Origin of the sequence: Pseudomonas sp. KU26590 (genome assembly GCF_026153515.1) — a bacterium.
Classification (GTDB): domain Bacteria; phylum Pseudomonadota; class Gammaproteobacteria; order Pseudomonadales; family Pseudomonadaceae; genus Aquipseudomonas.
This window is the reverse complement of the sequence record NZ_CP110644.1, coordinates 2,333,339-2,347,032: the sequence shown is the minus strand read 5'-3', so window position 1 is coordinate 2,347,032 and position 13,694 is coordinate 2,333,339. Positions and strand designations below refer to the sequence as shown.

The 13,694-nt window shown below is 61.8% G+C and carries 15 protein-coding genes and 1 pseudogene; all 16 read right to left on the bottom strand.

All coding sequences use genetic code 11. The annotated features are described in order from the left end of the window. Positions 1 to 577: 577 nt before the first annotated feature. On the bottom strand, positions 578 to 1,309 hold the full coding sequence (locus OKW98_RS10480; protein ID WP_265389083.1) for an anti-sigma factor domain-containing protein: 732 nt from the start codon (positions 1,307 to 1,309) through the stop codon (positions 578 to 580). Next, the gene (locus tag OKW98_RS10475; RefSeq protein WP_265389082.1) at positions 1,306 to 1,869 is read right to left on the bottom strand and encodes a sigma-70 family RNA polymerase sigma factor; all 564 of its coding nucleotides are present in this window, start codon (positions 1,867 to 1,869) and stop codon (positions 1,306 to 1,308) included. Before OKW98_RS10475 ends, OKW98_RS10480 begins: the two co-directional genes overlap by 4 nt. A gap of 111 nt (positions 1,870 to 1,980) precedes the next feature. Continuing rightward, positions 1,981 to 2,523 carry a DUF3455 domain-containing protein gene (locus tag OKW98_RS10470; RefSeq protein ID WP_265389081.1) on the bottom strand — a complete coding sequence of 181 codons (543 nt, stop codon included), beginning with the start codon at positions 2,521 to 2,523 and terminating at the stop codon, positions 1,981 to 1,983. 234 nt (positions 2,524 to 2,757) lie between these two features. Continuing rightward, on the bottom strand, positions 2,758 to 3,315 hold the full coding sequence (locus OKW98_RS10465; RefSeq protein ID WP_265389080.1) for a fasciclin domain-containing protein: 558 nt from the start codon (positions 3,313 to 3,315) through the stop codon (positions 2,758 to 2,760). A 74-nt stretch (positions 3,316 to 3,389) separates the two neighbouring features. Further along, on the bottom strand, positions 3,390 to 4,082 hold the full coding sequence (locus tag OKW98_RS10460; RefSeq protein WP_265389079.1) for an anti-sigma factor domain-containing protein: 693 nt from the start codon (positions 4,080 to 4,082) through the stop codon (positions 3,390 to 3,392). An 11-nt stretch (positions 4,083 to 4,093) separates the two neighbouring features. Next, positions 4,094 to 4,672, bottom strand: a complete 579-nt coding sequence (locus OKW98_RS10455) for a sigma-70 family RNA polymerase sigma factor (protein WP_265389078.1) — start codon at positions 4,670 to 4,672, stop codon at positions 4,094 to 4,096. Between the two features lie 972 nt (positions 4,673 to 5,644). After that, positions 5,645 to 6,784 carry a flagellar biosynthesis protein FlhB gene (gene flhB, locus OKW98_RS10450; protein WP_265389077.1) on the bottom strand — a complete coding sequence of 380 codons (1,140 nt, stop codon included), beginning with the start codon at positions 6,782 to 6,784 and terminating at the stop codon, positions 5,645 to 5,647. A gap of 1 nt (position 6,785) precedes the next feature. Next, a complete protein-coding gene (gene fliR, locus OKW98_RS10445; RefSeq protein ID WP_265389076.1) occupies positions 6,786 to 7,571 on the bottom strand; it encodes a flagellar biosynthetic protein FliR in 786 nt (261 codons plus the stop codon). 7 nt (positions 7,572 to 7,578) lie between these two features. Then, entirely contained in the window at positions 7,579 to 7,848 is a 270-nt protein-coding gene (fliQ, locus tag OKW98_RS10440) for a flagellar biosynthesis protein FliQ (protein WP_065987304.1), read from the bottom strand. Positions 7,849 to 7,873: 25 nt separating this feature from the next. After that, the gene (gene fliP / locus OKW98_RS10435; protein WP_265389075.1) at positions 7,874 to 8,617 is read right to left on the bottom strand and encodes a flagellar type III secretion system pore protein FliP; all 744 of its coding nucleotides are present in this window, start codon (positions 8,615 to 8,617) and stop codon (positions 7,874 to 7,876) included. A 119-nt stretch (positions 8,618 to 8,736) separates the two neighbouring features. Further along, positions 8,737 to 9,129: pseudogene (gene fliO, locus OKW98_RS10430) on the bottom strand (flagellar biosynthetic protein FliO); the annotation flags it as partial. A 60-nt stretch (positions 9,130 to 9,189) separates the two neighbouring features. Continuing rightward, the gene (fliN, locus tag OKW98_RS10425; protein WP_265389074.1) at positions 9,190 to 9,648 is read right to left on the bottom strand and encodes a flagellar motor switch protein FliN; all 459 of its coding nucleotides are present in this window, start codon (positions 9,646 to 9,648) and stop codon (positions 9,190 to 9,192) included. 62 nt (positions 9,649 to 9,710) lie between these two features. Continuing rightward, entirely contained in the window at positions 9,711 to 10,679 is a 969-nt protein-coding gene (gene fliM / locus OKW98_RS10420; protein ID WP_237251446.1) for a flagellar motor switch protein FliM, read from the bottom strand. 9 nt (positions 10,680 to 10,688) lie between these two features. Next, positions 10,689 to 11,195 (bottom strand): flagellar basal body-associated protein FliL, encoded by a 507-nt coding sequence (gene fliL, locus OKW98_RS10415; RefSeq protein ID WP_265389073.1) that lies wholly within the window; start codon positions 11,193 to 11,195, stop codon positions 10,689 to 10,691. Positions 11,196 to 11,716: 521 nt separating this feature from the next. After that, a complete protein-coding gene (locus OKW98_RS10410; RefSeq protein ID WP_265389072.1) occupies positions 11,717 to 13,162 on the bottom strand; it encodes a flagellar hook-length control protein FliK in 1,446 nt (481 codons plus the stop codon). Between the two features lie 139 nt (positions 13,163 to 13,301). Further along, the gene (locus OKW98_RS10405; RefSeq protein WP_265389071.1) at positions 13,302 to 13,694 is read right to left on the bottom strand and encodes an Hpt domain-containing protein; all 393 of its coding nucleotides are present in this window, start codon (positions 13,692 to 13,694) and stop codon (positions 13,302 to 13,304) included.

Here is a 13,694-nt window from a genome sequence, read left to right as displayed (position 1 = left end):
CTAACGGCCTCGGTTTCGCCTTCGGCGAGTTACTTGGAAAAGCACCCCAAGTAACCAAGGGTGCCTGCTCCTGGTTGGGCTCCTCCTTCGTCGGAGTACCCTCACTCCGACGACGCTCCGTGGGCCCGCGCCGAACGGACATCCATGTCCGCAACGGCGCTCTCGCCGCATCCATGCGGCTCGGCCCACTGCGCGTCGTCTGCGTTCAGCCTGCACCCAAGTCGCGTTTTGTGGTGTCTGGACTTTTTGTGTTCGGAGATCAAAAGCAAAAGCTTCCCGGCTAAACCCGGTCCCACTGACTGCACGCGGTTTTACTGGCTGAATGCATTCCCCTGTAGGAGCGCGCTTGCCCGCGAACGCGGTGGTTCGGCTGCATTTCAATTCCCTGACACCCTGGGTTCGCTGGCACGCTCTGCAAACCCGATCGTTCCCCCTGAATGCACGCGCTGCTTTTTGGGGGACCGGCTTTAGCCGGGAAGGCGTCAGGTGTCACGGCGCAAATCTGGCGTCGCGCACCGCTGATCGTTCCCACGCTCTGCGTGGGAATGCCGCCCTAGACGCTCCGCGTCCAGCCGGTTCAGATCACTTTCACAGCGCGCCCGATGAACTGAATCGGGCCGGTAGGCTTGCCGGTCGGGGAGCCGTTGGGGTTTTCGAGGGTGAGTTCGAAGAGTTGGTTGGCTTGCAGCGGCGGCAGTTTGTTTACGGGGATGGAGAGGGTCTGGCCGGGTTTGACCAGGCCCAGGGACACGGGGCCCTGCCAGCCGTCAGCCTTGGTCCAGAATTGGAGGGCTTTGTCGGTCGGGACTTGGGTGGCGCCCAGGGGGATCAGCTGGATTTCTTCCGGGTTGCTGGCCTGGATGACCCACCCAGGGGCCTGGTTCTGTGGGGCGACCAGCACCACCAGATACGTCGTGGGGTTCACCGGGGCAGTTCGGGTCAGGAGCATCGAGCCCAGCAGCAGTGTCGCCACCAAGCCTGCGCCGGCCAGTCCGCGCCACAGCGCAAGCACATCCCACCACGAATGCCGTTCAACAGCAGGCGTTGCTCGGGGGGCTCGGCGTGCCTGGCTTTCCATGCTGCGCTCGATCCGTCCCCACAGCCGCGGGCTTGGGGCTTGTGGTTCGGCGAGTTCGGTCAAGGCGAGCAGGCGCGCTTCCCATGCGTCCACCGCCGCGCGCAAATCGGCATCCGTGGCGAGGCGGTTTTGCACGTCGAGTCGTTGCTCGGCCGGTAACGTACCCAATACGTATTCGCTGGCCAGTGCGTCCAGTTCATCGGCGCTGTCTTTCAACGGATAGCCTGTCATCCCATGCACTCCCGCAATGCCACCAGACTGCGTTTGATCCAGGCTTTCACCGTGCCCAGCGGCGCGCCGACTTTCTGCGAGATCTCCGCGTGCGAGTATCCGTCGACGTACGCATGAAGGATGCAGTTGCGACGCGCCGGTTCCAGTTGTTCAAGGCACCCGTAGATGCGCCCCGAGCGGGCGCGGTATTCAAAACTGTCGACTTCGGTTGCAACGTCCATCGCAGCCTCGGCCAGCACCGCGTTTTCACTTTCCTCGCTGACCTGAATGATGTGCGCGCTATCACGCATGAAGTTCAGCGCCAGGTGCCGCGTCACGCTGAAGATCCAGCCACGGGCAGTGCCTCGCGCCGCGTCGAAACTGCCGGCGCGGGTCCAGATTTTGATGAAGGCGTCGTGCACGATGTCCTCGGCCAGCGCGTCGCTGCGGGCGATCCGCTTGGCGACGCCGAGCAGGCGTGCGCTTTCCTGGGTGTAGAGGTCGTGCAAGGCCCGCCGCTCACCTCGAGCGCAGGCCGCCAGACAGGCTTCGTAGTCAAAACAGTCTTCAGGTAGGGACAAAATGTTCAACCGCCAACGAAAAGAAATACCCCGGCCCAAAGGCCGGGGTTGCGTCGATGCAGCGTAGATGACTTTGTGCGTCAGCGGCGCGGCATGACGTGGGACGTTGGTCTACTTGGCGGCCCAGAAAATATAGTCCGCCTGATATTTCACGACTTCTTGCTTGCCCTTGGTCGCCATCGAGCACTCCATCTTCGGCGCCACACCGCCTTTGGTCGCCACGCGCTGGATGTAACTGACGTTGCTCATCGCGCCCTTGCCTTCGGCAGGGTTGGCTTTCACCAGCTGATACGGAATATCGCCCGTGCCGGCGGGGGCCACGGCGAGCTGGGTACCGGTGATCTTCGAACCGTCAGCGGCCTGCCACGTCGCCGGTGGACCGAAGTACGTGCCGACCTGCTTGCCGCTGCGATCATTCAACACCGCTTTCGGGCCGACGAATGTCCACTCTGTCTGGCCGGCAGCGTTGGGCTTGTCGCGGCACTCATAGGTGATCTCGCCCACGCCCACCGTCTCCATCGCGATCTTGTGACCGTCCGGAACCTTCACCGCGTCAGGCAGCGCCATCTGCGCGTAAGCCGCCGGCGCCGTGGCCAGCAGGCAAGAGGCTGCCAATGAAACACCGAACGAGCCCAGCCATTTTTTAGCGTTCATGCGATCTCTCCATTAGATAAACAGGTCAGCAGCCATCGCTACTTCTTGTACTACCCGGGGGAGAACGAACTGGATGCAGTGAATTGAAAATAAATGTGCGCAGGGAATAGCGGCGGTGCGGGAGGATGAGCAGAGGGAGTCCGTTGCCCGACATGACGTCAGTCGCCAGTCAGGCCCTGGACCCCGGTGGACAGGGCTTATGTCCACCGGGTACAGCAGCGATTACACCCGTGGTTAAGGCATCAGTACCGAGTCGACCACGTGAATGACGCCGTTAGACTGCATCACGTCAGCGATGCTGACCGCGCTTTTGCCGCCTTTGGCGTCCATCACCCACAGCTTGCCGTCATGGGGCATCACGGTGAGGGATTCGCCTTGTACGGTTTTCAGCATCACCTTGCCGCCATTCATTTTGGCGTCCGCCATCAATTGTTTGGCGGTGTGGGTACCGGCGACGACGTGGTACGTCAGAATTTTGGTCAGGTCCGCTTTGTTCTCAGGCTTGACCAGGGTCTCGACGGTGCCGGCGGGCAGTTTGGCAAAGGCCTCGTTGGTGGGGGCGAAGACGGTGAACGGGCCCTTGCTGTTCAGCGTGTCCACCAGACCTGCAGCTTTGACCGCCGCAACGAGGGTGGTGTGGTCCTTGGAGTTGACGGCGTTCTCGACAATGGTCTTGGTCGGGTACATGGCGGCGCCACCGACCATGACGGTATCGGCGGCAAAGCCTGGCGATGCAGCAAGGCAGAGTGCGGCGAAGGAGGCAGCGGCAATGCGTTTGGCAATGGTCAACATGGTACTTCTCCTAGATTCTTCGGTCCTTCGGATGAAGGTGAGAGATATACGGAGCAGCAGCCAGAACGGATGCATCACAGCGAAGATATTTTTCCCTGGGCGACGACCGGTCCGGTCGGCAGCCCGCTCGGTGACCCGTTCAACGGCTCGAGGGTGACGGCGAGCACCGCGCCGCTGGCGAGCAGGTCAGCCAGTTGCGGCGTGACGTTCAACGTCGCGGAAGCATTGGCCGGCAGCACGCCCAGCGACCGTGGTTTGCCATCGGCGGCGATCACCCAAACCTCAGCACTTTTGCCCGGCCATTCAGCGTGGCCCGTGTTGACGAACAGCACGCCTCGGCGGTCAGGGTTTATCGTGGCGGCAAACAGGGTATTGCCGTCGCTCTGATCGAGACGCGCCAGCAGTGCAGGCCCCGTTCCAGAACCAGGCTGCTGAAGGGTCAGCACCGACGCCAGCAACCCGGCAGCCAGCGCGGCTGACGTCCAGCGCCAGAGCCCAAGGTTGTTCCACCAGCCTGACGCCCGTGACGGCGAACGGCTGGCACCGGCAAACAACCGCTGCTCAATCTTGCTCCAGGTACCCAGCGGAGGACTGGACGCGGGCAATTGGCCGAGCCACTCGGCAAACTGCTCCTGCCATTGTGCCAGGGCGCGTTGATGACGAGGGTCCAGCGCAATCATCGCCTCCACCCGCTCCCGCTCTTCGCGGCTGAGCACGCCCAGCACGTACTCTGCGATAAGCAGGTCCGGGTTCTCTTCGGGAGACACGGGATGCTCGTTCATAGGCCGAGGCACAGGCGCAGTCGAAGGAGCCCGCGACGAATCCAGCTTTTCATCGTCCCCAGCGCAATACCGTGACGCTCGGCCAGTTCGGCATAGGAGCAACCCTCGAAGAACGCGACGCGGATATAGCGTTGCTGTGCCTCTTCCAGGGTTTCCAGGCAGCGATCCAGCTGACTGCCCTGCTGCTCGCGCTCGAGGGAGTCCGGGATGGAGTCGTCTTGGGTGGGTAATTCGGGGATCGTTTCAAGAGTGTCGTGAGGGCGATGGGCCCTGCGCCGGTCAATTGATTTGTTGCGCGCCATGGTCGAGAGCCAGGTCATGGCGCTGGCCAGTTGAGGATCGAATCGAGATGCCTTCAGCCACGCCATGATGTACACCTCTTGAAGCACCTCTTCAGCCTCGGCCCGATTGCCGGAATAGTGCAGGCAGATACCGAACAGCCTCGCTGATGTGGCGTGATACATCGCTTCGAACGCCAGTCGATTGCCTTTGGCGCACGCCAGTAACAGGACATTCAACGCCTCGGCGCTGGATTGAGCGTCAGTGGATTGCGCTGCATTCGATCGAATGGTCAAGTGGCAAGGCCTTGAAGGAGACTGCGGTCACTCTAGACGGTTTTTGTTTGCGCTGTCATCAGGCTTGCCCTAAGCACGAAGATCAAGAGCGTCTGCCTGGGGGCAGACTGTTTCGCCTTCGGCGAGTTCCTTTTAAAAAGCACTAAAAGTAACCAAAAGTGCCTGCTCTCGGTTGGGCCCGACTTCGTCGGGTTCCCTCACTCCGACGACGCTCCGTGGGCCCGCGCCGAACGGACATCCATGTCCTGACGGCGCTCTCGCGGCATCCATGCCGCTCGGCCCACTCCGCGTCGTCTGCGTTCGGCCTGCACCCAAGTCGCGTTTTGTGGTGTCTGGACTACCGCGTAGAAGATCAAAAGCGAAAGCAAAGCAACAGCAGAAGCTTCCCGGCTAAAGCCGGTCCTACGGGGTGCGCGGTGTGTCAGTTGATCGTTCCCACGCTCCGCGTGGGAATGCATCCCGTGACGCTCCGCGTCACCTGCCCCGGCTTTGAGGCGCGTCGTATGCGGGACGCGGAGCGTCCGGGGCGGCGTTACCACGCGGAGCGTGGGAACGATCAAAGCAAAAGCTTCCCGGCTAAAGCCGGTCCCACAAACAGCAGCGCATGCAGTCAGTGGGACCGGCGGCGAGCCCTGTAGGACCGGCTTCAGCCGGGAAGCTTTTGCTTTTGATTTTCGAACACAAAAAGCCCAGACACCACCAAACGCGACTTGGGTGCAGGCTGAACGCAGGTCTCGTGGAGTGGGTCGAGCCGCATGGATGCGGCGAGAGCGCCGTCAGGACATGGATGTCCGTTCGGCGCGGGCCCACGGAGCGGGACCGGAGTGAAGGAACCCGACGAAGTCGGGCCCAACCAGGAGCAAGCACCCTTGGTTACTTGGGGTGCTTTTCCAAGTAACTCGCCGAAGGCGAAACAGTCTGCCCCCAGGCAGACGCCCTTGATCTTGATCTTGATCTCAACGATCTAAAGCCCTACGAATCGCGCCTCAAATCCGGCGGAATCGGCAGATTATCCCTAAGCGGATCAGGCCGCTTGCCACGCCCCGCCCGATACTGCCGAATCTGATACACATACGCCAACACCTGCGCCACCGCCAGATACAACCCCGCCGGAATCTCCTGATCCAACTCCGTACTGTAATAAATCGACCGCGCCAGCGCCGGCGACTGCAACAACAAAATCTGATGCTGCGCCGCAATCTCCCGAATCTTCAGCGCCATGAAATCACTGCCCTTGGCCAACAGAATCGGCGCCCCGCCCCGCTCCGCGTCATACTTCAACGCCACCGCATAATGCGTCGGGTTCGTGATAATCACATCCGCCTCGGGAATCGCCGCCATCATCCGCCGCTGCGACATCTCCCGCTGCAACTGACGAATCCGCTGCTTGACCTCCGGACGACCCTCACTGTCCTTGTGCTCATCGCGCACCTCCTGCTTGGTCATCAGCAGCTTCTTGTGGGCGTCCCACAACTGCACCGGCACATCGATCGCCGCGATGATCAACAGCCCCAGCGCCATCCACAGCGTGCTCCAACCCACCAACTGCAAACTGTGCACCACCGCCATCTCCAGCGGCTCATGGGCGATGGACACCAGATCGCCCTTGTCCTTCATCAGCACCACCAGCGCCACCGCCAGCACAATCAAAAACTTCGCCAGCGACTTCAGCAGCTCGATCAGCGCCTTGGGCGAAAACATCCGCTTGATGCCGGCAGCCGGGTTCATGCGGCTGAACTTGGGCGCCAGCGAGCCGGCAGCAAACAGCCAGCCGCCCAGGGAAATAGGACCGACGAACGCCGCCACGGTCAACGCCAGCAGAATCGGCTGCACCGATAACAAGGCCGCCTTGCCCGAGGCCATCAGCATGATCGCCATGCTGCGCTCGTCGAGAATCGCCTCGCGGGTGATGGTGAAATTGTCGCGCATCAACTGCATCATCATTTCCGCCATGGAGCCGCCAAACGCCAACAGCCCCGCAGCGCCCACAATCATCACCACAACCGTGTTCAGCTCCTTGGAGCGTGCGATCTCGCCCTTCTCCCGGGCGTCGCGCTTGCGTTTGTCCGTGGGGTCTTCTGTCTTGTCCTGACCACTCTCGCTTTCGGCCATGTCAGCGCGCCTTGACCAGGTCTCTGAGCAACTGCAGGGCGTCGACCGCCAGCGGTTGATATTGGTTGAGAATGTCGCCGAGGGTGATCCACAGAATCACCATGCCCAGCACCAGCGTCAGCGGGAAACCGATGGAAAAGATGTTCAACTGAGGTGCCGCGCGGGTCATCACGCCCATCGCGATGTTGACCACCAGCAGCGCCGCGACGGCCGGCAGCACCAGCACCAGCGCCGCGCCGAGCACCCAGCCCAGACGCATCACCAACAACCAGATGTCCGCCGTAGCGAAGCCCTGCCCGACGGGCAAGGTGGTGAAGCTCTCGATAAGGATTTCGAACACCACCAGGTGGGCGTTCATGGCCAGGAACAGCAGGGTCACGAGCATGGTGAAGAATTGCCCGACCGTCGCGATCGACACGCCGTTGACCGGGTCGACCATGGACGCAAAGCCCATGCCCATTTGAATCCCGATGATCTGCCCGGCGATCACAAACGCCTGGAAAAACAGCTGCAGCGACAGGCCCAGCCCGGCGCCGATGATGATTTGTTGCGCGATCAGCAGCAGTCCGCTGAGGTCGAGGGCACTCACGGCGGGCATCGGTGGCAGGCTTGGCGCAACCACGACGGTGATCGCCAGCGCCAGATAAAGCCGCACGCGCTTGGGCACCAGCGCGGTCCCGATCATCGGCATGGTCATCAGCAGCGCGCCGATGCGAAACAGCGGCAGCATGAACGCCGCCACCCATGTGCTGATCTGGATGTCGGTCAACGCCAGCAGAGGTTGCATCGAGGGGTCAGCCGATCACTTGGGGAATGCTGGTGTACAGATTGGTGATGTACTCCATGAAGGTGCGCACCATCCACGGGCCGACCACGATCAGCGTGACCAGCATGACCAGCAGGCGCGGCAGGAAGCTCAAGGTCTGTTCGTTGATCTGCGTCGCGGCCTGAAACATCGAGACGATCAGGCCGACGATCAGGCTCGGCACCACCAGAATGGCGACCATGGTCGTGGTCAGCCACAGCGCTTCGCGAAACAGGTCGACAGCTACTTCCGGGGTCATGCTGCGCACTCCACGTCAAACAGGTTCATACGCCACCAAAACTGCCGGCCAGGGTGCCGATGATCAGCGCCCAGCCATCCACCAGCACGAACAGCATGATTTTGAATGGCAGGGAAATGATCAGCGGCGACAGCATCATCATGCCCATGGCCATCAGAATACTTGCCACCACCAGGTCGATGATCAGAAACGGAATGAAGATCATGAAGCCGATCTGAAACGCCGTTTTCAATTCGGAGGTCACGAACGCCGGCACCAGAATCGTCAGCGGCGCCGCATCAGGGGTCTGAATATCGGTGCGCTTGGACAGTCGCATGAACAGCTCAAGGTCGCTGGAGCGGGTCTGCGCCAGCATGAAATCCTTGATCGGCACTTCGGCCTTGGCCACAGCGTCCTGGGCAGTGAGTTTTTCTGCCAGATAAGGCTGCAGGGCATCGTTGTTCACCCGGTCGAACACGGGCGCCATGATGAACATCGTCAGGAACAGTGCCATGCCGGTGAGGATCTGGTTGGACGGCGTCTGTTGCAGGCCGAGGGCCTGACGCAGGATGGAGAAGACGATGATGATCCGCGTGAAGCTGGTCATCAGCATGACGAACGCCGGGATGAAGCTCAGCGCCGTCATGATCAACAGGATCTGCAGGTTGACCGAGTATTCCTGCTGACCGTTGGCGCCGGTGCCCAGCGTAATGGCCGGGATCGACAACGGATCGGCGCCGAACGCCAGCGGCGCTGCAAGCAACAACAGCAGCGTCAAAACAATGCGCATCAGTTCGTGTCCTTCTGATCCGTAGTACGTGTCGCGCCCGTCGTGCCGGGCGTACCTGCATTTCTACTCGCACCGCCGAACACATTCTTGCCCGTGCGTGGCCCGGCCGCGCCCTTGTTGCCCAATGCTTCAAGCAGGCGCCTGGCGAATTCCGGCTGCGCGCCCTGGGCGTCAGGGACCTCGACCGGCTCGTTCATCACGTGCAACGCGGTGATGCTGCCGGGGGAGACGCCAAGCAACACCTGCTCATTGCCGACCTGCACCAGCACCAACCGATCGCGGGTTCCCAAAGCGCGGGAGCCCACCAGTTTGATCACCTGATTGCCGGCCGGCCCGGCGCGCTGCACCCGGCGCATCAGCCAGGCCAGCACGAAGATCAGCCCGATCACCAGCAGCAGACCCAGCACCAGTTGCAGCAACTGACCGCCCATCCCGCTGTTCAGCGTACCGGCCACCGGTGCGGCGACCGCAGGCGTTGCAGTCGTGGCGGGCGTCGCCGGATCGGCCGCCATCACCGTCCAGGACAATGCCAGCAACGGCAGGCTCGACAGGGTTCTGATCACGCCGCGCACTTAACGCAGCTTCTTGATACGTTCGCTCGGGCTGATCACGTCGGTCAGACGGATGCCGAACTTTTCGTTCACCACAACCACTTCGCCGTGGGCGATCAGGGTGCCGTTAACCAGCACGTCCAGCGGCTCGCCGGCCAGACGGTCCAGCTCGATCACCGAGCCTTGGTTGAGTTGCAGCAAGTTGCGAATGTTGATGTCGGTGCTGCCCACTTCCATGGAAATCGACACCGGGATGTCAAGGATCACGTCCAGGTTCGGGCCGTCCAGGGTGACCGCGCCGTTGCTTTTCGGCAGGCCGCCAAACTCTTCCATCGTCATGCGACTGCCGGAGTTGCCGGCGTCGGCGGCCAGCAGCGCGTCGATGTCCGCTTGCCCGTCACCGGATTCACCCAGTGCAGCCGCCCACTCGTCGGCCAGGGCCTGGTCTTCAGCAGAAGTCATTTCGTTGTCATTAGCCATGGTTGCCTCGGGGGAACATTGATTCGTTTACGCAGCACATTCGTTTTGCCGGCGACGGAGCGTCAGCGGCGTTCTATGGGTTCGACCACTTGCAGGGCCAGGTTGCCCTTGTGCGAACCCAGTTTGACCTTGAAGGACGGCACGCCGTTGGCGCGCATGACCAGGTGTTCCGGCAGCTCGACCGGGATCACGTCGCCCGGCTGCATGTGCAGGATGTCGCGCAGCTTGAGCTGACGCGTGGCGACCGCGACGCGCAATGGCACCGACACGTCGAGCACGTCCTGCTTGAGCGCGTTGACCCAGCGTTCGTCCTGATCGTCGACATCCGACTGGAAACCGGCGTCGAGCATTTCGCGCACCGGCTCGATCATCGAATACGGCATGGTCACGTGAAGATCGCCGCCACCGCCGTCCAGTTCGATATGGAACGTGGACACCACGATCGCTTCGCTCGGGCCGACGATGTTGGCCATGGCCGGGTTCACTTCCGAGTTGATGTACTCGAAGTTGACTTCCATGATCGCCTGCCAGGCTTCCTTCAAATCAATGAAGGCCTGATCCAGCACGATGCGCACCACGCGCAGCTCGGTCGGGGTGAATTCACGGCCCTCGATCTTGGCGTGACGTCCGTCGCCGCCGAAAAAGTTGTCCACCAGCTTGAACACCAGCTTGGCGTCGAGGATGAACAGCGCGGTGCCGCGCAGGGGTTTGATCTTGACCAGGTTGAGACTGGTCGGCACGTACAGCGAGTGCACGTATTCGCCGAACTTCATCACCTGTACACCCCCCACGGCCACATCGGCCGAGCGGCGCAGCAGGTTGAACATGCTGATGCGGGTGTAACGGGCGAAACGCTCGTTGATCATTTCCAGGGTCGGCATGCGTCCGCGGACGATGCGATCCTGACTGGTCAGGTCATAACTTTTTACGCTGCCAGGCTCGGCAACACTATCGGTCTGTACCAGACCGTCGTCGACGCCATGCAGCAGCGCGTCGATCTCATCCTGGGACAGCAGGTCTTGCACGGCCATGTCGTGGTCCTACTGCAGTACGTAGTTAGTGAAAAGTACTTGTTCGATCACGCTCTTGTTCAGCTCTTTCTGACCCACTTCCTGGACCACGGCGGCAGCCTTCTGGCGCAGCATTTCCATACCCACCGGCGTTGCGATGGTATCGAATGGCTGACCGGAGAACATCATCACCAGGTTATTACGGATGACCGGCATGTGCGCTTTCAACGCTTCGAGGTCGGCCTTGTCACGGGCCAGCAAGGTAATGCTGACCTGCATGTAGCGCTGACGGCCGTTGACGTTGTAGTTGACGACGAAGGGCGGCGTCAGGGGTTCGAAGATCGCCTCTTTTTTGGCATTCGCCGCTTCCGCAATGGCGGCTGCATCCGGCTTGCTCTCGGCCTTGTGCATGATGAACCAGGTCGCACCTACCGACACACCAATGGCCAGCAGCAGCCCCACCACAATGAGGATGATGACTTTCAACTTGCCCTTTTTTGCGGGGTCCGCCACTGCTGCGTCGTCGCTCTTCGCCATGCCAATAATCCGTCACTATCCAAGGGGTTCGGTGTTGCGTGACAGAGGAAGAGCAAGGGTTGTGCCAGAGTTGGCGAGAGGGGTCGGCTGATTGTGCCTGGCGGGCCGAACCGTGATGTCGGTTCTGGATTCTGCCCGAGGGCGAAACCGCAATGCCGGCTTAGGATTCTGCCCGAAGTCCGAAACCGCGAGGTCGGTTTTGGATTCTGCCCGAAGGCCGAAACGGCGACGTCGGTTCTGGATTCTGCCCGAAGGCCGAAACCGCGACGTCGGTTCTGGATTCTGCCCGAAGGCCGAAACCGCGACGTCGGTTCTGGATTCTGCCCGAAGGGCGTAGGAGCGCGCTTGCCCGCGATCGGCTGCGAAGCAGTCGCAAAACCTGCCAAGGGGGTTAAATCTGACACACCGCATTCACTGGTTTACTGCCGCTGCGTGACAGATCGCGGGCAAGCGCGCTCCTACGCCTGCGGCAGAAGCGGAACCGGTGTTTGCGTCCCGCAGAAACGTGCTTGCCGTTTAGATCAGGCGTAATAATCGACTGCGCTGGAACCCACCACGGTCAGCGATGCGTTGGCAGCCGCCGATGCGGCGTCCACCGGAGCACCGTCGGCGATGAGGTCGCTGCCGCCGGCACCGTTGACGCGGCTGCTGCCGCCGTTGCGCTGACCATCACCGCCAGACTGCTGCTGAGCCTGTTGCTGCCAGCCCTGGGACTGGTCGGAGACGTTGACGTTGACCTGACCCATGCCCTGCTGAACGAAGGAATCACGCAGGCGCGACATCTGGCTTTCCAGTGCTTCACGCACGCCGACGTGGGCGCTCATGAACGTGACCTGGGTCTGCTGGTCCGCCGCCATATTGACGCGGATGTCCAGACGGCCCAGTTCAGCGGGTTCCAGCTGGATGTCGGCCTGCTTGAGGTTCTGGCTCGACAGGTACATCACGCGGTTGACCACGCCCTCGGTCCATCCCCCCTGATTCATCGCCAGTGGCTGATTGAGCAGCGGCGTGGCCGGAGCCGAAGCCGGGGTATTTTTCACTTGAACGGCCTGGGACAACGCTGCGAGCCGATCGGCGAAGTTATCCACCCGCGTGTCGCTGGTGGCGCCCTTCACGTCTTTCAGGCCGTCAGCCAGCAGGCCGCTGAACGCCTTGTCGCCGCCGCCTTCAGTAGTGCTCTTGTCCACGGGTTGGTCGCCCAGCGCTGCCAGGTTAGTGGCCAGCAGTTGCGAAGGATCGGCGTTCGGGTCTTGCTTGCCCCCGCCCTTGCCATCGCCATGCACACCGTTGTTCTGCGCCGTCTGCTGCGCCTTGTTTTCCAGGGCGACCTGCACGGCGGTCAAGCCTTCCAGCGGATCGGCTGAAGGGTCGAAACCGTCCCCGGCCGCGTAGGTGGCGTCGGTTGCGGCGGTGGCTTGGGTAGGCGCTTGCACCGCAGGCGGCGGCATCACTGGCAGCGCGCCGGCGAGAAGCGCCGGATCCACGACCGGGTCAACGGGAGGCGCGACGGCCACGGGCTCTTGAACAGGCGGCGTGACGGCCAAAGTCGGGTCCAGCAAGGGATCGACCGCAGGCGCATCCGCCACTGTCGGATCCTGCGTGGTGTCCGAGGCGTCATCCTTGTCGTCGGCCTGACCTTTGCCCGCGCCCGCCTCATCGTCGGCCTTGCCGTTCACCGGTTTGGCAGGCAAGCCGTTGCCGTTATCGGCAACGGCCTTGTCGTCGGCGGCAGACGTGTGGCTGGCGGCCGGCTTGTCGTCGGCTGCCGAACTCTTGGCGCTTGTCGGCTTAGGCGCCGGGTTATCAGCGCTTTGGGACTTTACCGGCGCCTGTTTGGCGAAGACGTCAGAGAAGCTGGAAGTGTTGTGCTTGACGGGGTCCGGCGCCTTTGCCGGGGAGGTATTCCCGGCTTTCTGGACTTTGGCCGCTGTCAAAGCCGTCAGTAATGGGTTGTTGGCGAGGGCCATGTGAATCTCCGCAAAAGCACAATTGCAGGGAGACAAAGCAAATGGCGGGCCAAGTACCGAGAGAGGCTGGATTGAGCGTGCGCTTCAGACCAACGGGCAGGCTGAAAAGCCGGGCCAGGCACCTATGCAGAGAGCAGGCTCAGTGGCTGGCATGGCAGAGTTCAAGCTCACGTTCGAAAATCGCCCGCACCTCGAAGAACTCGTCCCTGATCTGCGACACCAGCGAGCGAATCCGCGCGTCATCCGCTGCCACCATGCCGCGCCCCTGCTCTTCGAGCTGCAGGCACAGCTCGGACAAATGCGTGGCGCCCATGTTGCCGGTGCTGCCTTTGAAGCTGTGCGCCATCAGCCCAAGGCATTGCAACGACGCCGTGGAGGACGCCGTGAAGGAAGGGTCGCGCAGCAACAGGGTCATGTCGTTGACGCGAAGGCTGGAATCGGAAATGAACACCTTCAGCAGCGCCGGGTATTCAGCTTCCATCACCTCACGCAGCGTGCTGAGCACGTTGAAATCCACCGGATTATTCGACAC